Origin of the sequence: Polynucleobacter yangtzensis, assembly GCF_027924165.1 — a bacterium.
GTDB lineage: Bacteria > Pseudomonadota > Gammaproteobacteria > Burkholderiales > Burkholderiaceae > Polynucleobacter > Polynucleobacter yangtzensis.
In genome coordinates this window covers 1,852,443-1,871,178 of record NZ_AP026973.1, presented here as the reverse complement: position 1 = coordinate 1,871,178, position 18,736 = coordinate 1,852,443, and the positions used below count along the sequence as shown (strand labels likewise).

Annotated in this window: 23 protein-coding genes; 18 read left to right on the top strand and 5 right to left on the bottom strand. The window is 45.6% G+C overall.

Annotated elements, in window-relative coordinates:
* The first annotated feature begins 5 nt into the window (after window positions 1-5).
* The 8 genes from QMF28_RS09395 to ptsP all read left to right on the top strand — a co-directional run bounded on the left by QMF28_RS09395 (window position 6) and on the right by ptsP (window position 7,558).
* Window positions 6-854 carry a TorF family putative porin gene (locus tag QMF28_RS09395; RefSeq protein ID WP_281742445.1) on the top strand — a complete coding sequence of 283 codons (849 nt, stop codon included), beginning with the start codon at window positions 6-8 and terminating at the stop codon, window positions 852-854.
* Between the two features lie 25 nt (window positions 855-879).
* Window positions 880-1,218 carry a P-II family nitrogen regulator gene (locus QMF28_RS09390; RefSeq protein ID WP_011903792.1) on the top strand — a complete coding sequence of 113 codons (339 nt, stop codon included), beginning with the start codon at window positions 880-882 and terminating at the stop codon, window positions 1,216-1,218.
* A 13-nt stretch (window positions 1,219-1,231) separates the two neighbouring features.
* A complete protein-coding gene (locus tag QMF28_RS09385; RefSeq protein ID WP_281742444.1) occupies window positions 1,232-2,716 on the top strand; it encodes an ammonium transporter in 1,485 nt (494 codons plus the stop codon).
* A gap of 103 nt (window positions 2,717-2,819) precedes the next feature.
* Entirely contained in the window at window positions 2,820-4,118 is a 1,299-nt protein-coding gene (gene gshA, locus QMF28_RS09380; protein WP_068319708.1) for a glutamate--cysteine ligase, read from the top strand.
* A 29-nt stretch (window positions 4,119-4,147) separates the two neighbouring features.
* Window positions 4,148-5,089: a glutathione synthase gene (gene gshB / locus QMF28_RS09375; RefSeq protein ID WP_281742443.1), complete on the top strand. Its 942-nt coding sequence runs from the start codon at window positions 4,148-4,150 to the stop codon at window positions 5,087-5,089.
* 2 nt (window positions 5,090-5,091) lie between these two features.
* On the top strand, window positions 5,092-5,514 hold the full coding sequence (locus QMF28_RS09370; protein ID WP_068319704.1) for a PTS sugar transporter subunit IIA: 423 nt from the start codon (window positions 5,092-5,094) through the stop codon (window positions 5,512-5,514).
* A 17-nt stretch (window positions 5,515-5,531) separates the two neighbouring features.
* A complete protein-coding gene (locus QMF28_RS09365) occupies window positions 5,532-5,801 on the top strand; it encodes an HPr family phosphocarrier protein (RefSeq protein ID WP_068319699.1) in 270 nt (89 codons plus the stop codon).
* Window positions 5,802-5,806: 5 nt separating this feature from the next.
* Window positions 5,807-7,558, top strand: a complete 1,752-nt coding sequence (gene ptsP / locus QMF28_RS09360) for a phosphoenolpyruvate--protein phosphotransferase (RefSeq protein WP_281742442.1) — start codon at window positions 5,807-5,809, stop codon at window positions 7,556-7,558.
* Window positions 7,559-7,562: 4 nt separating this feature from the next.
* On the opposite strand, the gene QMF28_RS09355 is transcribed toward ptsP, so the two are convergent.
* The 3 genes from QMF28_RS09355 to gpmA are packed head-to-tail and all read right to left on the bottom strand — an operon-like array spanning window position 7,563 to window position 10,472.
* Window positions 7,563-8,315: a HesA/MoeB/ThiF family protein gene (locus QMF28_RS09355; RefSeq protein ID WP_281742441.1), complete on the bottom strand. Its 753-nt coding sequence runs from the start codon at window positions 8,313-8,315 to the stop codon at window positions 7,563-7,565.
* A 21-nt stretch (window positions 8,316-8,336) separates the two neighbouring features.
* Window positions 8,337-9,770, bottom strand: a complete 1,434-nt coding sequence (locus QMF28_RS09350; RefSeq protein ID WP_281742440.1) for a S41 family peptidase — start codon at window positions 9,768-9,770, stop codon at window positions 8,337-8,339.
* 12 nt (window positions 9,771-9,782) lie between these two features.
* Window positions 9,783-10,472: a 2,3-diphosphoglycerate-dependent phosphoglycerate mutase gene (gene gpmA / locus QMF28_RS09345; RefSeq protein ID WP_281742439.1), complete on the bottom strand. Its 690-nt coding sequence runs from the start codon at window positions 10,470-10,472 to the stop codon at window positions 9,783-9,785.
* Between the two features lie 22 nt (window positions 10,473-10,494).
* Here gpmA and QMF28_RS09340 point away from each other — a divergent pair, with 22 nt between their 5' ends.
* Genes QMF28_RS09340 through QMF28_RS09325 form a run of 4 tightly spaced genes read left to right on the top strand, consistent with a single transcriptional unit; the run spans window position 10,495 to window position 12,761 of the window.
* Window positions 10,495-10,908: a rhodanese-like domain-containing protein gene (locus QMF28_RS09340; protein ID WP_068319682.1), complete on the top strand. Its 414-nt coding sequence runs from the start codon at window positions 10,495-10,497 to the stop codon at window positions 10,906-10,908.
* A gap of 9 nt (window positions 10,909-10,917) precedes the next feature.
* A complete protein-coding gene (gene grxC, locus QMF28_RS09335; RefSeq protein ID WP_068319680.1) occupies window positions 10,918-11,172 on the top strand; it encodes a glutaredoxin 3 in 255 nt (84 codons plus the stop codon).
* A 29-nt stretch (window positions 11,173-11,201) separates the two neighbouring features.
* Window positions 11,202-11,714, top strand: coding sequence for a protein-export chaperone SecB (gene secB, locus QMF28_RS09330; RefSeq protein WP_068319678.1), 513 nt, complete (start codon window positions 11,202-11,204; stop codon window positions 11,712-11,714).
* Window positions 11,715-11,738: 24 nt separating this feature from the next.
* Window positions 11,739-12,761, top strand: a complete 1,023-nt coding sequence (locus tag QMF28_RS09325; protein WP_281742438.1) for an NAD(P)H-dependent glycerol-3-phosphate dehydrogenase — start codon at window positions 11,739-11,741, stop codon at window positions 12,759-12,761.
* 22 nt (window positions 12,762-12,783) lie between these two features.
* Here QMF28_RS09325 and trmL read toward each other — a convergent pair whose 3' ends face one another.
* On the bottom strand, window positions 12,784-13,254 hold the full coding sequence (gene trmL / locus QMF28_RS09320; RefSeq protein ID WP_281742437.1) for a tRNA (uridine(34)/cytosine(34)/5-carboxymethylaminomethyluridine(34)-2'-O)-methyltransferase TrmL: 471 nt from the start codon (window positions 13,252-13,254) through the stop codon (window positions 12,784-12,786).
* Complete coding sequence (locus tag QMF28_RS09315) at window positions 13,247-14,008, bottom strand: ComF family protein (RefSeq protein ID WP_281742436.1); 762 nt, start codon at window positions 14,006-14,008, stop codon at window positions 13,247-13,249. The genes trmL and QMF28_RS09315 overlap by 8 nt, the downstream gene beginning before the upstream one ends.
* 23 nt (window positions 14,009-14,031) lie before the next feature.
* Between QMF28_RS09315 and QMF28_RS09310 the strand changes: the two genes are divergently transcribed.
* The 6 genes from QMF28_RS09310 to QMF28_RS09285 all read left to right on the top strand — a co-directional run bounded on the left by QMF28_RS09310 (window position 14,032) and on the right by QMF28_RS09285 (window position 18,729).
* Window positions 14,032-14,829, top strand: coding sequence for a methyltransferase domain-containing protein (locus QMF28_RS09310; RefSeq protein WP_281742435.1), 798 nt, complete (start codon window positions 14,032-14,034; stop codon window positions 14,827-14,829).
* A 263-nt stretch (window positions 14,830-15,092) separates the two neighbouring features.
* On the top strand, window positions 15,093-16,163 hold the full coding sequence (coxB, locus tag QMF28_RS09305) for a cytochrome c oxidase subunit II (protein WP_425594919.1): 1,071 nt from the start codon (window positions 15,093-15,095) through the stop codon (window positions 16,161-16,163).
* A gap of 43 nt (window positions 16,164-16,206) precedes the next feature.
* On the top strand, window positions 16,207-17,826 hold the full coding sequence (ctaD, locus tag QMF28_RS09300; RefSeq protein ID WP_068319668.1) for a cytochrome c oxidase subunit I: 1,620 nt from the start codon (window positions 16,207-16,209) through the stop codon (window positions 17,824-17,826).
* Window positions 17,726-17,941 (top strand): cytochrome oxidase small assembly protein, encoded by a 216-nt coding sequence (locus QMF28_RS09295; RefSeq protein ID WP_276203325.1) that lies wholly within the window; start codon window positions 17,726-17,728, stop codon window positions 17,939-17,941. The genes ctaD and QMF28_RS09295 overlap by 101 nt, the downstream gene beginning before the upstream one ends.
* Before the next feature lie 12 nt (window positions 17,942-17,953).
* Window positions 17,954-18,538 carry a cytochrome c oxidase assembly protein gene (locus tag QMF28_RS09290; RefSeq protein WP_068319666.1) on the top strand — a complete coding sequence of 195 codons (585 nt, stop codon included), beginning with the start codon at window positions 17,954-17,956 and terminating at the stop codon, window positions 18,536-18,538.
* The gene (locus QMF28_RS09285; RefSeq protein ID WP_068319664.1) at window positions 18,535-18,729 is read left to right on the top strand and encodes a DUF2970 domain-containing protein; all 195 of its coding nucleotides are present in this window, start codon (window positions 18,535-18,537) and stop codon (window positions 18,727-18,729) included. Before QMF28_RS09290 ends, QMF28_RS09285 begins: the two co-directional genes overlap by 4 nt.
* Window positions 18,730-18,736: the final 7 nt, after the last annotated feature.

Sequence of the window (18,736 nt, the reverse complement as noted above, 5' to 3'; positions counted from 1 at the left end):
TTTAAATGAAAACAATTCAAAAGACAGCCATCGCTCTAGCAGCTTCTGGTTTATTTGCAACTGCAGCATTTGCACAAACAGCTCCAGCACCAGCTGCTCCAGAAGTGAGCCCAGTTACAGCAAACGTGACGATCACTAATGACTACCGCTATCGCGGTATTTCTCAAACCAATTATCAACCAGCGATTCAGGGCGGTTTTGATTACGCTCATGAGAGCGGTTTCTACATTGGTAACTGGAACAGTACGATTAACTGGGTATCCAACACGACTAATAACGGAGTTAAAGCGCCTATTGAAATGGACTTCTACGGTGGTTTTAAGAAGGAGTTGATTGCTGAAGGTTTTGCCTCCGACTTTGGTGTGTTGCAGTACTACTATCCACAAACTGGTGGCAACTATAACGCCATGATGTTAAATCCAAACACAACAGAACTTTACGCAGCTCAAAACTTTACCTTTGGCCCAGTTACTGGTTTTGTTAAGGTGAACTATGCGTTAACAAATATCTTTGGTATCCCAAATAGTACAGGTTCTGTATACCCAGATCTCACAGCAAACTATGACACTGGTATTTGGGGTATTAGTTTGAATGGACACATTGGTTATCAATATGTTGCTGGTCAACCTGTTACTAGCGGCCCTTTATTGCAAGGTCAAAACAATCTTAGCTATACAGACTTTAAGCTTGGCGCAACTAAAGATTTTGGCGGTGGCTTGTCACTCTCAGCTGCATACGTAAGCACTAATGCAAATCCAGTTTGGTGGAATACTTGGTCAAGCACATCAACTGGAACTATGACAAGTTCTGCGGGTCGCCCAGGCGCTGTAGTTTCTCTTACAAAAGTATTTTAATTATTTCCTCTGAACGGAGAAACGTATGAAATTAATTACCGCAATCATCAAGCCATTCAAGCTTGACGAAGTGCGCGAAGCTCTCTCGGAAGTGGGAGTTTCGGGCATTACCGTCACTGAAGTTAAAGGCTTTGGTCGTCAAAAAGGTCACACTGAGTTGTATCGCGGTGCTGAGTATGTTGTCGACTTCTTGCCTAAAGTAAAAATTGAAGCTGCTGTTGAAGATGGCATCTTGGAGCGTGCGATTGAAGCAATTGAAAAATCTGCACGTACAGGCAAGATTGGTGATGGCAAGATTTTTGTCTCCCCAGTTGAGCATGTCATTCGTATTCGTACCGGTGAAACCGGTGCGTCAGCACTTTAAAGAGAGGTTCAAAATGTTAACTTGGATGAAACGACTCGTTGCTGGTGGTGCTATGGCCTTGGCCATTGGTGCTACTGGTGTAATGGTTACTTCACCAGCGCATGCTGATGAAGTTAAGAAGCCAGCTGTAACAGCGCCTGCTGCTACTCCTGCTGCTGCAGAGCCTGCTCCAGTTCTTTGCTCTGAAAAGTGCAATAAGGCTGATACAGCTTGGTTGCTAGTGTGTACTGCATTAGTAATCCTAATGACTTTGCCTGGTTTGGCTTTGTTCTACGGTGGCTTAACAAGAAGTAAGAACATTCTTTCTGTACTCGTACAGTGCATGTTTATCTTTTCATTGGTAACGGTCTTGTGGTCTCTTTATGGCTATAGCTTTGCATTTAGCGAAGGTGGGGCATTTATTGGTGGATTGGATCGCTTGTTCTTGCAAGGCATGAACCCAGATTCAGTAGCAGCTACCTTTAGTAAAGGTGTTGTTATTCCTGAGTTTGTATTTATGGCTTTCCAAGCTGCGTTTGCGACGATTACTTGCTGCTTGATCGTTGGTGCGTTTGCAGAGCGTGCAAAGTTCTCCGCAATCATTTTGTTTGTGATTCTCTGGTTCACTTTCAGCTATTTGCCAATCGCTCACATGGTTTGGTTCTGGCCCGGTCCTGATGACATCAAAGATGCAGCATCACTTGAAGCAATTACAGCGCGTGCTGGTTGGTTGTGGCAGAAGGGTGTTCTCGACTTTGCTGGCGGTACCGTTGTTCATATCAATGCTGCGATTGCAGGTTTGGTTGGCTCATACGTAGTTGGTAAGCGTTTGGGTTACGGCAAAGAAGCTATGAAGCCACACAACTTGGTGTTCGTCATGATTGGCGCTTCACTCTTGTGGTTTGGTTGGTTTGGTTTCAATGCTGGTTCAGCCCTCGAAGCAAACGGCAGTGCAGTACTAGCCTTCGTAAATACATTATTGGCAACAGCTGCTGCAGTATTGGGCTGGTCATTTGCTGAGTGGATTACAAAAGGCAAGCCATCTATGTTGGGTGCTGCTTCTGGATGCGTAGCTGGTTTAGTTGCTGTTACTCCTGCTGCTGGCTTTGTTGGTCCAATGGGTGCACTTGCCATCGGTGCTGCTGCTGGTGTAGTTTGCTTGTGGGGCGTTTCTGGCCTCAAGAAGATGTTGGGTTCAGACGACAGCTTGGACGTATTCGGCGTGCATGGCGTTGGCGGTATCTTAGGTGCATTGTTGACAGGCGTATTTGCTGATCCAGCTCTCGGCGGAACAGGTATCTGGGACTATGTAGCAAATGCTGTTGCCCCTGATTACTCTATCGCTAGTCAGCTTTGGATCCAAAGCCAAGGTGTGATTGTGACTTTAATTTGGTCTGGCGTGGTTTCTTTCATTGCCTTCAAATTGGTCGATATCGTGATTGGTTTGCGTGTCAAGGAAGATCAAGAGCGCGAAGGCCTCGATATCAGCTCACATGGTGAGTCTGCCTACGAGTCTTAATCTGTAATTTACCCCTCACTGGGCGGCAGTGGTTAGCTGCCTAGTTTTAAGCGCGGGATCCTCGGATCCCGCGTCTTTCTTTTAATAATCTTACAATGGTGGAATGGTTCCACATCTCATTACTGCACTCAGCGGCCCTTTGCTCGAATTAGAGTCAAAGGTTCTAGAAGCGACCCCAACCATAGAGCGTTGGTTCAGGTTGGAATGGCAAGAGCACACGCCGCCTTTTTACTGCTCAGTTGATCTTCGTAATTCTGGGTTTAAGTTGGCGCCGGTAGATACCAATCTATTTCCAGGCGGGTTTAATAATCTATCTCCGCAGATGTTGCCTTTAGCAGTGCAAGCTGCAATGGCTGCTATTGAGAAGATTTGTCCGGAAGCAAAAAACTTATTGTTAATTCCGGAACGTCACACCCGCAATACTTTCTATTTGCAAAATATTGCTCGCTTGTCTTCGATTTTGCGTCAAGCAGGGTTGAATGTTCGCCTCGGAACTTTCTCTGAAGAAATTAAGAAGCCAACTTGGATTGAGCTGCCTGATGGCAATCGCTTATTGATGGAGCCTCTTTCCCGTCTTGGGCTAAAGAAACAACGTTTAGGTTTAAAAGATTTTGATCCCTGCTCGATCTTGTTGAATAACGATTTATCTGCAGGTATTCCTCCGATTCTGGAAAATATTTACGAACAATATCTGTTGCCAGGCCTGCATGCGGGCTGGCACGTTCGTCGGAAATCCAATCACTTTGCCGCTTATGAAGAGGTCGCAAAGAAATTTGCCAAAGTGGTTGACATTGATCCGTGGATGATTAACCCCTATTTTTCAAGTTGCTCGAATATTAATTTTCATGAGCGTAAGGGTGAAGATGAGCTGCAGACTGCAGTTGAACAAGTATTGAAAAAGACAGCGAAAAAATATCGTGAATACGGTATTAAAGAGAAGCCATATGTCGTTGTGAAAGCGGATGCAGGAACCTACGGCATGGGCATCATGGTGGTAAACGATCCCGCACAGCTAAAGGGTTTGAACCGCAAAGATCGCAATAAGATGAGTGTGGTTAAAGAGGGTCTTGAAGTCAGCGATGTGCTGATTCAGGAGGGTGTCTATACCTTCGAAAAGGTTAACGAGGCAGTTGCTGAGCCAGTGGTGTACATGATTGACCGCTACGTTATTGGCGGCTTCTATCGCGTTCATACCGATCGCGGTCCAGATGAAAATCTTAATGCACCTGGCATGCACTTTGTGCCTCTGGCATTTGAGCAAAACTCCATGCCTGATTTAGGTGCTAAGCCAGGCAGCGCAGCACCCAATCGCTTCTATTTATATGGCGTGGTTGCCCGTTTAGCCCTTCTTGCTGCATCATTGGAGCTAGAGCGCACTGATCCAGACGCCGAAGCTGCATAAATGAAACACTAATCTCTCAATAGAAAAAAATGGACTTTCTTTTTATTGCAGACCCTCTTGAGTCTTTCAAGATTCAAAAAGATTCCACGCTGGCAATGATGCGCGTTGCGCAAGAAGCTGGACATCGTTTATGGTTTTGTCAAAGTAGAAATGTTTTATGGCGAGATGATTTTGTTGTTGCTGATTGCCAAGCCTTAGCAATTAAACCAAGCTCTACGAATTGGTATGAGTTGGGTGATATAGAGTCGCGAGCACTCAAATCTTTTTCCGCAGTTCTCATGCGTACTGACCCACCATTTGATATTGAGTATCTCAATACAACTTGGTTGTTATCCGCTGCAGTTCGTCAGGGTGCAAAAGTATTTAATGAGCCGAGCGCGGTGCGTGATCACTCAGAAAAACTGTCTATTACTGAGTTTCCAGAGCTTATTCCCCCTACTCTGGTAACGCGTGAATTGGAGGCAGTAGAGCACTTTCATCAAACTCACCGAGATATTGTGATTAAACCCTTAGATGGTATGGGCGGTATGGGAGTATTTAGGGTGGGTGCCGATGGTCTTAACCTCGCTAGCATTGTCGAAACGCTTGGGGAAAATGGTGCAAGAACGCTCATGGTTCAGCGCTTTCTTCGAGAGATTGCCCAGGGCGATAAGCGAGTGCTATTAATTGGTGGCGAGGTGGTGCCATTTGCATTGGCGCGCATTCCACAGGGTAATGAAATTCGCGGCAATTTAGCAGCGGGCGGTAAGGGAGTTGCTATGCCTTTAACTGAGGGCGAAAAAAGGGTTGCCGAAAAATTAGCGCCAATCCTCAATCAGCGTGGATTATTCTTAGTTGGATTGGATTTAATCGGCGGCTTTCTCACTGAAATTAATGTGACTAGCCCCACTTGTTTTGTTGAAATTACCGACCAAAGTGATTTTAATGTTCCGCAATTTTGGTTGGCAACACTAGAGAAAGCATTGGCATAAATATGGCTGGAATTGTCATCGTTGCTCATACACCTGTTGCAAGTGCAATGTTGGGCTTTGCAGAGCATGCTTTTGGCGTGGTGCCAGAACGTGTGCAGGCGGTTGATATTCCCCCTTATGAAGATACCAAGGTAAGTTTCGATCGCGTACTGAAAGCAGCTTATGGTGTTAATACCGGCAATGGTGTTCTTATTCTGACTGATGTCATGGGCGCCACCCCTGCGAATGTCGCATCTAAGTTAGAGGCTCTGGGTCCCTTATCAGGATTAAATGCTCCTGTGGTTGTTTTAGCTGGACTTAATCTCCCTATGTTGATGCGTTGCATCTCTCACCGCGGTGAGGGTTTGGAAGAGCTCGCGCAAAAGGCGCTTGCTGGTGGGCAGCATGGCATTTTGCGCCTCGGTTCAAAAGTCAATCAAGAGTAAAGAGGGCTCATCTCACAATGCCTACCGCAGAAATTGAAATCATTAATAAGTTGGGTTTGCACGCTCGCGCTTCTGCAAAACTTTCTCAATTGGCCGCACAGTTTCCCTGTGAAATATTTTTGTCACGAAACGGGCGTCAAATTAATGCCAAGAGCATTATGGGCGTCATGATGTTGGCGGCTGGAATCGGCAGCACTGTCACTCTTGAGACTGTAGGCGAGAAAGAGGATGAAGCTATGCAGGCTCTGACAGCTTTGATTAATGATCGCTTTGGCGAAGGTGAGTAATTAGCATGACATTTGCTTTGCACGGAATTCCGGTATCAAAGGGCATTGCCATAGGCAAGGCCGTGCTGATATCTCGTGCAGCATTAGAAGTGAGTCATCATCTGGTTGAGGCTGGTAAAGAAGAGGCTGAAGCTCAAAAGTTGTTGGATGCGTTTGATCAGGTACGTTTAGAGCTTGAGCAATTGCGTCAAGGCTTGCCTAAGGATGCACCACAAGAGATGGCGGCGTTCTTAGATGTGCACGGCATGATATTGGCTGACCCTGCGTTGGCTGAGAAGCCGATTAAGTTAATTCGTACCCAGAGATTAAATGCCGCTTGGGCTTTAACAACTGAACTCAATGATCTATTGGAGCAATTTGCAGATATTGAGGATGCATATTTAAAAGAGCGCGCAAATGATATTCGGCAGGTTGCTGAGCGTGTGATTAAGGCATTAAATGCCCAGAAAAAAGATTCTTTAAATGATTCAGATTTCTTACCCGGAAGTGATGTTGGGGTTGAATCGATCATTGTTGCCCATGACATTGCTCCGCACGACATGTTGCGTTTTAAAGAGCATGCCTTTACAGGTTTTGTAACGGACCTTGGTGGTAAGACCTCCCATACCGCTATTGTGGCTCGAAGTATGGAGATTCCTGCGGTAGTCGGCGTGCGTCATGCGAGTGAAATGATTCGTCATGGCGACTGGCTCGTATTGGATGGCGAGCGAGGTGTTGTGGTTGTCGCTCCTGATGATCAACTGCTAGCCGAATATCGAAAATTACAAACTCAGGTTTTAAAAGAAGCCCGCAAGCTCCAGCAGTTAAAACATGCCAAAACTGAAACAGCTGATCGAGTTGAGATTGAGTTATTCGCCAATATTGAGTTGCCAGAAGATGCTATTCAGGCTGTGAAGTTAGGCGCCGTAGGTGTTGGCCTATTTCGATCTGAATTTTTATTCATGGATCGTAAGCAGGCTTTGCCAGATGAAGAGCAGCAATATCAAGAATATCGCCGTGTAGTAGATTTAATGCATGGCTTGCCTGTCAATATCAGAACTATCGACGTTGGTGCTGATAAAGCTTTAGGCGGCGGCGGTGACATTTCCCAAACAGGCACGTCACCACTAGGTTTGCGAGCGATCCGCTGGTCCTTAACAGAACCTGAAATTTTCTTGACGCAGTTAAGGGCAATCTTACGCGCGTCGGCGCACGGTCAGGCGCGCATCATGATTCCAATGTTGGCGCATGCTAAAGAAATTGATGAAACATTTAGATTGATTGAAAAAGCGAAGCAGCAATTGCATCAGCGTGGCAAAGCATTTAATCCGAATATTCAGGTCGGCGCCATGATTGAGATTCCGGCTGCCGCTTTAGTGCTCCCTTTGTTTATTAATCGCTTTGATTTCCTATCCATTGGTACTAACGATTTAATTCAGTACACCTTGGCGATCGATCGGGCGGATCATGCTGTCGCACATTTATACGACCCTCTACATCCGGCAATATTGAACTTATTGGCAAATATCATTGAGCAAGCTAAACGCGCAAATGTACCTGTGGCCGTTTGTGGTGAGATGGCTGGTGATCCTGCATTAACAAGGTTATTGCTGGCGCTGGGCCTGACCGATTTTTCAATGCACTTTAGTCAGTTGCTATTGGTAAAGCGTGAGATCCTACAGGCAAATGTAGGCCTATTAAAGGCTCGTGTAGCCAGAGTATTAAGGGCTTATGAGCCCGAAGAGCAAGCGAAAGCTTTAGAACGCTTGCTTTCTTAGGTTCTTAGTGCGCTGAGCCGCACACCGAACACTCACCATTGCGGCTAATGCGGATTTCATCAATCTGGGTTGTCCGCCCATTCCATAGCAGCATGCGTCCCACTAAGGTTTCACCAAAACCAATTAAAAGTTGCAGGGCCTGAGCCGCCTGCATGGCGCCAATAATTCCCACCAAGGGTGAGAAGATGCCCATGCTAGAGCAGCTGACTTCTTCAAATTGCTCATCCGGCGAAAAGATGCAGGCATAGCATGGTGACTTTGAGTTACGTGGATCAAAAACGCTGACTTGACCATCAAATTTGAGGGCCGATCCGGACACTAGTGGAGTTTTGTTTTTAACGCAGGCAGCATTAATCAGATGCCTAGTTGAAAAATTATCTGTGCAATCTAAAACTACATCCATGCTCGGCAATAACTCATCCAGCAGTGAGCTAGTTGCTTTAGCTTGAATGGTTTCGATTTGAATCGTGGAATTAAGTCGTTCTAGAAATTCTTTTCCTGAGACAACTTTGCTTTTGCCAATACTGCTTTCGGCATGCATGATTTGACGCTGCAAATTCGTCAGCTCTACTGCATCATGATCTATCAGTGTGATGTGACCTACTCCTGCTGCTGCCAAGTAAGGCGCGGCCGCACTGCCCAGGCCGCCAGCGCCAATTACTAATACATGTGCGTCGAGCAGTTTTTCTTGGCCGACAACATCAATTTCTTCCAGCAATAAATGCCTGGAGTAGCGAAGTAACTGCTCGTCATTCATGCGCTAGCCGTAAGCTAAAAATTATTCAAGCTTAGAGGATGAGCGCTTCACTGGCTGGCCATTAATAAAGGCCACCGCCTGAGAAAGCATGAAATCATCTGCGCTGCCAAGCTCTGGCGGCTTCTTATTTTTATCTTTCTCTTTTTCCTCAGGAGTTTTCTTCGCATTTTTTTCTTCAATACGTTGCAACTCTTCAAGACGACGTTGCTCGCGATCTTTAATGAGCTTGTCTTCAGCAGATTGTTTGTTACGCAGATGCTTCTCGCTATCAATCTCACGAGTGATCAAAACATCATCAGGATCACCATCTTTATTTTGATCTACCGGAATGTCTGGTTTAACGCCAAAAGCCTGAATCGATTTACCGCTAGGGGTGTAGTAGTAAGCGGTAGTAATCTTGAGCGCCGAATCATTAGTCAGAGGGCGAACGGTTTGTACTGAGCCCTTACCAAAAGTTGTTTTGCCGATAATGGTTGCGCGTTTGTAATCCTGAAGTGCGCCAGCCACAATCTCAGAGGCTGAGGCGGAATAGGCATTTACCAACACCACCATAGGCAACTTCTTGAAGATGGCTGGTACGCCCGCTAGTGGGTCGCCAGGTTCATTCAAGCGGTACATGGCTGGAGTGGCATTGAATACTTGCTTCGAATCTGGGGATTGGCCCTTGGTAGAGACAATAATTGCATCTGCTGGCAAGAACGCTGCAGCCACTCCGACGGCACCTTGCAATAAACCGCCGCCATTGTTACGCAGGTCAAGAATGATGCCTTTGAGTTTTGGATCTTGATTGGTGATATCAGTTAATTTTTTAGCAAGATCAGGAACGGTGCGCTCCTGAAAACTAGTGATACGTACCCAAGCAATATCGTTGTCGAGAATTTTAGTTTTGACTGATTGAACTTTAATTTCTGCACGAGTAATTGTTACTGGGAAGCTGCGCTCTTCACTCTTGCGGAATACTGTCAAAGTAATTTTGGTTCCCGGTGTGCCACGCATAGTACGGACAGCTTTATCGAGAGACATACCGCGTACTGGCTTATCGTCTAGACGTGTAATTAAATCTCCTGCCTGCAGACCTGCACGAGCTGCTGGGCTGTCTTCAATGGGATTTAACACCTTCACTACACCATCTTCAGATGTAATTTCAATACCGAGACCAGCAAATTTTCCAGATGTTTGTTCCTGCATTTCTGAAAAATCTTTTTTGTCTAAGAAGGTGGAATGCGGATCAAGACTACTTACCATTCCTTTGACAGCATCTGTCAATAATTGCTTGTCTTCAATCGGCTCCACATACTCACGTTTAATCTGTGCAAAGACATTGGACAGTGTGCGCAGTTCATCCAGTGGGAGCTGGGCGCCTTGCTGGGCGGTCGCGGAGAGCTGGATCGTTGCTGCAACTCCAGCAATAAGACCAACTGCGATCAGTGCAAAATTCTTTAGAAATTGGCGCATAGCTCTTTTGTTTTAATCCAAATAAAAATGTTGAATAGGCTTAAGGTCATCGTCTAATTCGTAAACCAGTGGGATACCATTTGGAACGTTGACTTCCATAATGGCTTCATCAGACATTTGATCTAAATACTTAATGAGAGAACGAATGCTATTGCCGTGAGCAACTAATAAAACGCGCTTGCCAGCTTTGAGCGCTGGAGCAATCGATTCATTCCACAATGGCAATACACGCTCAACGTTATCCTTCAGACACTCACCCAATGGAATATCGGAGGTATTGAGTTTGGAGTAACGAGGATCATTCTTAGGATTGCGCTCATCTTCGTTTTCCAGCAAAGGAGGGCGTACGTCATATGAGCGTCGCCAGATGTGAACTTGTTCATCACCATACTTCGTTGCTGTTTCTGCTTTATTGAGTCCAGTGAGGGCTCCATAGTGACGCTCATTCAGTCGCCAGCTATGAACAACCGGAAGCCACATGAGATCCATAGTGTCTTGCACATTCCAGAGGGTGCGAATAGCGCGTCTTAAAACAGAGGTATAGGCAATATCGAATTCATAGCCTGCTTTTTTGAGGTTTGTACCTGCTGCTAGGGCCTGTTCTGCGCCTTTTGGGGTTAAGTCAACGTCCGCCCAGCCAGTGAAGCGGTTTTCAAGGTTCCAGGCGGATTCGCCATGACGAATAAGGACAAGTTGTTTCATAGAGCCATTCTATAATCCGGTGATGAACTTTCTCACGCAAATTGATAATTTAGCGCTAATCGCCCTCCTGCTGGTTTCGGGCGCAGCGCTTTTCCTGCCCACATTATCTACGCTTATTGGCGGAAAAGGCTTGTCGCCTACAGAGGCTACGATTTGGATTAATCGTCGCAAAGCGTATGTGCTTGATCTGCGTTCCGAGGAGGAGTACAAAACTGGGCACCTCCCGGGCGCTAAATTTGCCAATTCTTCCGCCTTGACCGCCGCAATTGAAAAGCTGAAGTTAGACCGTAAGCTGCCTGTTGTCCTGGTCTGTGACACTGGCACTCAATCCCGCAAACTCCTTGCTGAAGCTCAAAAGTTGGGTTTCGTAGAGGTGGGTGTATTGGATGGTGGCGTGCAGGCTTGGAAGGCAGCAGCTCTTCCCTTGGTGAAGTAAGGAAAAATAATGCCCCCAGTAACGATGTACAGCACCCAGGTTTGCCCATATTGCGTCATGGCAGAAAAGCTATTGCACAAAAAAGGCGTCGCGAACTTAGAGAAGATTTTGATTGATCGTGATCCATCTCAGCGAGAGATCATGATGACCCGCACTGGTCGCCGCACAGTCCCGCAAATTTACATTGGCGACACCCACGTTGGTGGCTATGACGACTTAGTTGCATTGGATCGCGCCGGCAAGCTTGATCCTTTGTTGGCTTAATAGATTAAACATACAAAAGAAAGTTAGTAATGACTGAACAATCCTCAGCACCCCAAGAGAGCATCGAACAATCTAAAGAGCCTGGATTTCGTATTCAGCGCATTTATCTAAAAGATTTGTCGCTTGAGCAGCCAAATGCACCACAGATTTTGTTGGTTGCATCTGAGCCACAAGTTCAAGTAGAGATTGATATTTCCGTTGCTCCTTTAAGCGAAGGAATCTTTGAGGTGGCTTTGAGCTCTACTGTGACTGCTAAGGTGGATACAAAAGTATTGTTCTTGGTTGAAGCTAAACAAGCAGGTATTTTTGAGTTCAGCAATATCCCTGTTGAACAAATTGATCCAATGCTCGGCATTGCTTGCCCAACTATTTTGTACCCATACTTGCGTTCAAATATCGCCGACATTATTAGTCGTGCAGGCTTCCAGCCAATTCATTTGAATGAAATCAATTTCCATGGCATGTATGAGCATCGTTTGATGCAGGCTCAACAAGAAGCCGCTGCAAAAGAAGGCGCAGCAACAGAAAGCAAGCCTCACTAAGTTTTTTAAGTGAGCCCACAGATCATGAAAGTGACACTGCTTGGTGCTGGCGCTTGGGGAACGGCGATGGCCGCACAGGCTACTCGCCATCTCAATGAAGGTGATGTATGTTTGTGGTCTCGCAGCCAGCAGCAATTACAAGATATTCAAAAGAGCGGTGAAAATCGTGAATACCTTTCAGGCATTCAATTACCCGAAGGATTAAAACTCGAGAGCGATTTTGCTGCTGCAATTAAAAGACTTTCGAGCGATGATCTTTTAGTCATTGCTACGCCAATGTCTGGGCTTTCTGAAACGATTGCTCAAGTTCTAAAAGTTGCCGAACATCCCCTCAATATTATTTGGCTATGCAAAGGCTTAGAGCCTGATACTGCTTTGTTGCCGCATCAAGTGGTAGAGCGTGAAAGCAAAATTCACTCACATGGCATAACGCATTCGTATGGCGCCTTGTCTGGCCCTAGCTTTGCCCGTGAGGTTGGCGCGGGCATGCCTTGCGCCTTAACTGTCGCAAGTAAATCTGCAAAACTTTGCGAGGTTGTTCAAGCTGCCTTCCATCACGGTAATATGCGTGTTTACTCAAGTGATGATTTGATCGGCGTTGAATTGGGTGGCGCCATTAAGAACGTCTTGGCTATCGCCGCAGGTATTGGCGATGGTTTAGATTTAGGACTGAATGCTCGCGCCGCAGTGTTGACACGCGGTTTGGCTGAAATGATGCGTCTAGTAAAGGCTGCAGGTGGCAAGTCTGAAACTTGTATGGGTTTAACTGGAGTCGGTGATTTAATTTTGACCGCAACAGGAGATCTGTCTCGTAATCGTCGCGTTGGTCTTGAGCTTGCCGCTGGAAAATCATTGTCCGAAATACTTGCTAGTCTTGGCCATGTTGCTGAGGGTGTGCTGTGCGCTCAAGCTGTTGGAGACTTAGCCAAACGTCTTGATGTAGAGATGCCTATTACTGCCATGATGGGCGAAGTACTATCTGGAAAATTAAGGCCACATGATGCTGTTAAGAAGCTCATGGGGCGCGACCCCAAAATCGAATCCTAGGCGCGGTTCCTAGGTCAGCTTGTTATTGACCACCAGCAAGGCCATTTTGGCGCCATGCTTCATACACAACGATTGCCACTGTATTAGATAGATTTAAGCTACGGCTACTATCTTGCATTGCAAGACGCATGCGATTAGTTTCCGGGATGGAATTTCTTACTTCATCTGTAATACCTTTGGTTTCAGAACCAAAGACAAAGTAATCATTGAGTGAATATTTGCCCTCATGAAATTTTCCTGACCCTTTGGTGGTCAATGCAAAAAGATGTTCAGGATTGGGTTTCTCATTTTGTAAAAACTGAGCCCAATTTTGATGAACTTTGACTCTTGCAAATTCGTGATAGTCCAAGCCAGCTCTGCGAAGCTTTGCATCCTCCATCGGAAAACCAAGAGGCTCTATTAGATGCAATTTCGCACCAGTGTTTGCACAGAGGCGAATGATGTTCCCGGTATTGGGAGGAATTTCTGGTTCGAATAAAACGATATTAAACATGTCGCACTCTTTCGATTGGTCGCGCAGCCCTGAGAAGTACCCAATTGATTACGCGATATACGCCATTGTCCTTCAGAATGCGGGCAATTTCATTTAGGGTAGCTCCGCTAGTCATAACATCATCAAAGATGATGACCGTTTTATCTTGAATTTGTTCGATATATTTTGCTTCAACATAAAACATTCCTTTAATGGATAGATGTCGGTCTTCAAGATTGCTTCCAGCCTGGTGTTCGGAATAATGGTGACGCTTCAGTATGTAGGGTGATTTCTGAATATGCCGCCCACATTTAATTCGTTTAGCAATTTCCCAGCTTTGATTAAAGCCACGTTGCGCCAAATTTTGGATGCTTAATGGAACAGGTAGCAAATAACTTGAGTCAATGTGTTCAAGTTGCGAAGAGATAAGCATGTTCCAGGCGCTGCTGAGTGCATGGCCATAAGCAATGCGTTTTTGATACTTAAACTCATGCAATGGCGATTGAAGAATGCCTGTGTAGCGATCTAAGCAATAAGTTTCATCAAAATAGGGTTCAGATATTTGGCAGGGTGCGCAATATTGCTGGGCAATTTCTTCGGGCTGAAGTGTGACGCCGCATTGATAGCAGCACTGATAGTTAAACAAGCCTTCATATCGCAAAGCGCCTAAACAGTTATTGCAAATCGAACGATGCTGAAACTGATGACAAGCAATGCAAGCCGTTGGTAAAAGCCGGTCACAAATCGCTTCAAAAATGTTCTCTGGAAATTGCATGGGGCGCTGAGTATACTGAGCCGATGACCCAGCCCATCAAATGGTTACAAGACGAAATTGCAGATCGCATGCTGCAGAAGTTAGACATAGTTAAGCTCGATGTAAAAGATATTTTGATAGTGCCGGACTTTCCCGGAAAGCATTTGAATACATTTGCCAAGCGCTACCCAAGGGCGCGCCTAATAAGCCTCGTAGATGAGAGTGTTTCTGGTTTTGCAATGTGGCGCGCTAAAGCAGTCACACATTGGCGCTCACTATTTGGAGCTAGCACTAGCTCTTTAGCCGATTACACATCGTCGGGAAAATTTGATCTTTCTGATAATTCTGTTGATTTGATTTTAAGTGATCTTCTATTGCACGATCTGGCAGACCCAAAAGTATTTCTACACGAGTGTTGGCGCGTCCTGCGTGAGGGTGGATTAATTGCATTTAGCTATCTGGGCCCCGATACCGGGAAAGAGTTGCGCTCAATATCCCTTTCAGAGTTAAAGCTGAAAAATCTATTAAGCCCTTGGGACATGCATGACATGGGCGATGCTTTGCTTGCTGAGCGATTTTCAGATCCGGTAATGGATATGGAGTACCTAACCCTAGACTATGAAAACAGTGCCTTATTGTTGGGTGATATCAACGCTCTCAAGTTGATCCATTCCACCCCCATAGAGACTTCAGAATTGAGTTCTTTGCCGCAAAAACTCACTTTAGAGGTGGTTTATGGGCATGCCTGGGTCATTGGAAAGCATCTAGCGAAGGCCAAAGACAGCGTGGCCTATATTGATCTAAATCAAATTGGACGCAAGACTAGACCAGATTCTGCTTAAGTGTAAGTGCTCACTATCATTTTAACCTTGGTCAAGATTGGATCAGGCTGGGTTATCCCGGTTTGTTGTTACGCCTAATTAACCCTATAATCACGGCAGGATGTATTGGCTTGAGACCGTTTTTTGGGCAATTTGCGGCATTTTTGTCGCTTTGCTCACGACAATAAACAGAGAATAAGATGAATTTATTTGGAAAAGTCACTAGGGCTTCGCTCTATTTCGTAGCTGCTTTTGGCACTGCATTTGCATATGCAGCAGAGAATATGCCTGGTGGCCCAGCTGTTAATCAGCTAAATTTTGCAGCTCCCGCTACCAAAATCATGCAAGAGATCCACTGGTTACATTGGATGATGTTGGTAATTTGCGCCCTAATTTTTGTCGGTGTATTTGGAGTGATGTTCTATTCCATCTTGAAGCACCGTAAATCATTAGGTCACAAATCAGCGTCTTTCCATGAGAGCACCACTGTTGAAATTATTTGGACAGTGATTCCATTGCTCATCGTTATTGGTATGGCATTGCCTGCAACAAAAACAGTTGTAGCAATGAAAGACACCACCAACTCTGACATCACTATTAAAACCACTGGTTATCAGTGGAAGTGGGGTTACGACTACATCAAAGGTGAAGGTGAAGGCATTAGCTTCTTATCCACTTTGTCTACTTCACGCGAAGCAATTAATAATTTAGCACCAAAATCAAATACCTATTTGATGGAAGTTGACAATGAAATGGTTGTGCCAGTAGGCAAGAAAATTCGTTTGATCACTACTGCTAATGACGTGATTCACGCTTGGACTATCCCAGCGTTTGGCGTAAAGCAAGATGCGATTCCAGGCTTCGTTCGTGACACCTGGTTCAGAGCTGAAACTATTGGCACTTTCCGCGGTCAGTGCTCTGAGCTTTGCGGTGCTGAGCATGCATTCATGCCAATCGTTGTGCGTGTAGTTTCACAAGATGACTACACCGCTTGGGTTGCTCAGAAGAAAAAAGAAATGGGCGCTGCCGGTGATGATCCATCTAAGGTTTACACCTTGGATGAGCAAAAAGAGCGTGGTGCAAAAGTTTACGCAGCAAACTGCGCAGCTTGTCATCAACCTAACGGCAAAGGTGCGGGCGCTTTCCCTGCATTGGATGGTAGCAAGATGGTATTGGGTCCTAAAGCTGCTCAGTACAACATCCTGATTAATGGTAAAGGCGCAATGCCGAAATGGGCTGGTGTGATTTCTGATGGCGATATCGCTGCAGTGATGACTTATACACGTAACGCATGGGGTAATAAGACGGGTGAAGTGATTCAGACCCAAGACATTATTACTGCGCGCGGCAATTAATTCAGATTAACAAATACAGATAAAAACGAAACCGGAGTAATTCATGAGCACAGTCTCTACTACCCACGATCACGCACACGACCACGCGCACGACGATCACACGCCACATGGCTGGCGTCGTTGGTTGTTCGCAACCAACCACAAAGACATCGGTACGATGTATTTGATCTTCTCATTCGTTAGCTTGCTAGCTGGCGGTGTGATGGCTTTGGGAATTCGTTTGGAATTGTTCCAACCTGGTTTGCAGTTCCTGCGCCCAGAGTTCTTTAATCAGCTGACAACCATGCATGGTTTGGTGATGGTGTTCGGTGCGATTATGCCGGCCTTCGTTGGTTTTGCTAACTGGATGGTGCCTTTGCAAATCGGCGCATCTGATATGGCATTTGCCCGCATGAACAACTTTAGCTTCTGGATTCTTCCAGTAGCGGCAACACTGTTGTTGAGTTCATTCTTGGTTCCTGGTGGTGCTCCATCAGGTGGTTGGACTATCTATGCTCCATTGACTTCACAAATGGGCCCTGGCATGGACATGGCGATTTTTGCACTCCACTTATTGGGTGCTTCATCGATCATGGGTTCGATTAACATCATCGTAACTATTTTGAACATGCGCGCTCCTGGCATGACATTAATGAAGATGCCAATGTTCTGCTGGACATGGTTGATTACTGCTTACTTGTTGATCGCTGTGATGCCTGTATTGGCTGGCGCAATTACGATGGTTCTGACTGACCGTCATTTCGGCACTTCATTCTTCTCCGCAGTTGGCGGTGGCGACCCAATCATGTTCCAGCATATTTTCTGGTTCTTCGGTCACCCAGAGGTTTACATCATGATTCTTCCAGCATTCGGAATCATTAGTGAAATCGTACCTGCTTTCTCCAGAAAGACATTGTTTGGTTACAGCTCAATGGTTTATGCAACTGCATCGATCGCGATCTTGTCATTCATCGTTTGGGCTCACCACATGTTTGCAACTGGTATGCCAGTAACTGGTCAGTTGTTCTTTATGTACGCAACCATGTTAATCGCAGTTCCAACTGGCGTGAAGATTTTCAACTGGGTAGCAACCATGTGGAAAGGTTCAATGACCTTTGAAACTCCAATGTTGTGGGCTATCGGCTTTATCTTCGTTTTCACGATGGGCGGCTTTACTGGTTTGATCTTGGCGATGGCGCCAATTGATATCGGCGTACAAGATACTTACTACGTTGTTGCTCACTTCCACTATGTATTAGTTGCAGGTTCATTGTTCGCAATGTTTGCTGGCTTCTACTACTGGTGTCCAAAGTGGACTGGCTACATGGCTAGTGAAACTCGCGGCAAGATCCATTTCTGGGCTTCCATGATTTTCTTCAACATTACCTTCTTCCCAATGCACTTCTTGGGCTTAGCAGGTATGCCACGTCGCTATGCTGACTACCCAACTCAGTTTGCTGACTTCAATGCGATTGCATCGATCGGCGCATTGGGCTTCGGTTTAGCACAGGTTTATTTCTTGCTCTTCGTTGTGATGCCAGCGTATCGGGGCCAAGGCGAAAAAGCTCCAATGAAGCCATGGGATGGAGCTAAGGGTCTTGAGTGGACAGTACCGTCACCAGCACCACACCATACTTTTGAAACTCCGCCTAGCGCAGAGCAGATGCGTGAAGCAGGAATTTAATTCATCAGGTAAGCAAGCCCTTGCTGCGAATAATCGCAGGATGGGCTTCATCCTGTTGAGCGTTGTAGCAGCCTTTTTTATTGGCATTGTGATTAAACGGAGCTTGTTGGGTTAACCCCTTGTAGACATGGTTATAGATCAAGCACTCAACCGCCAAATTTTGTTGAAGCTCTTAATTGCAGCTGTGATGATGTTTGGTTTTGGTTATGCCTTAGTTCCGATGTACAAGGCCTTGTGTGAGGTCACCGGAATTAACGTAGTAACAAGCAAGAATGATTATGGTGTCAGAGCCTTCAGTCCTAATAAGGTTGGCAATACCCAAGTTAACTATGCTCGTACAGTAACCATTGAGTTTGATTCGAATAGCCGCGGTCCGTTTACCTTCAAACCTGTAAAGAATTTTTTAGAAGTACACCCTGGTGAAATGACAGAGATTGTTTATGAAGTAACTAACAATCAAAATCGCCCAGTGCGTGCTCAAGCAATACCGAGTTATGCACCTAAAAGTGCAACTGAGTTTTTTACGAAATTAGAGTGCTTTTGCTTTCAGGAGCAAACACTAGCAGCAAAAGAAACAAAAAAGATGCCGGTAGTCTTTGTGATCGATGCAGGTTTGCCGGATGATGTAAAAACAATTACTTTGTCATATACCTTCTTTGAGTTGGGTTTAGGCGGTACGCCGCCAGCCCCCAAATCAAGGTTGGCTTCATGAAAAAGAAAAGTAGTTTTATGCAGTCTATGAAAGCCGTGATGTGGGGCTTTTTAGGAGTGCGTAAGAAGTCTGGTTTGCAGGAAGATGTTGCTTCATTGAGTTTTGTGCACATTATCATTGCAGGTGTAATTGGCGCCTTGATTTTTATGGGTGTCCTCCTGTTGATAGTGAAAGTAGTTGTGTCCCATTGATTATTTT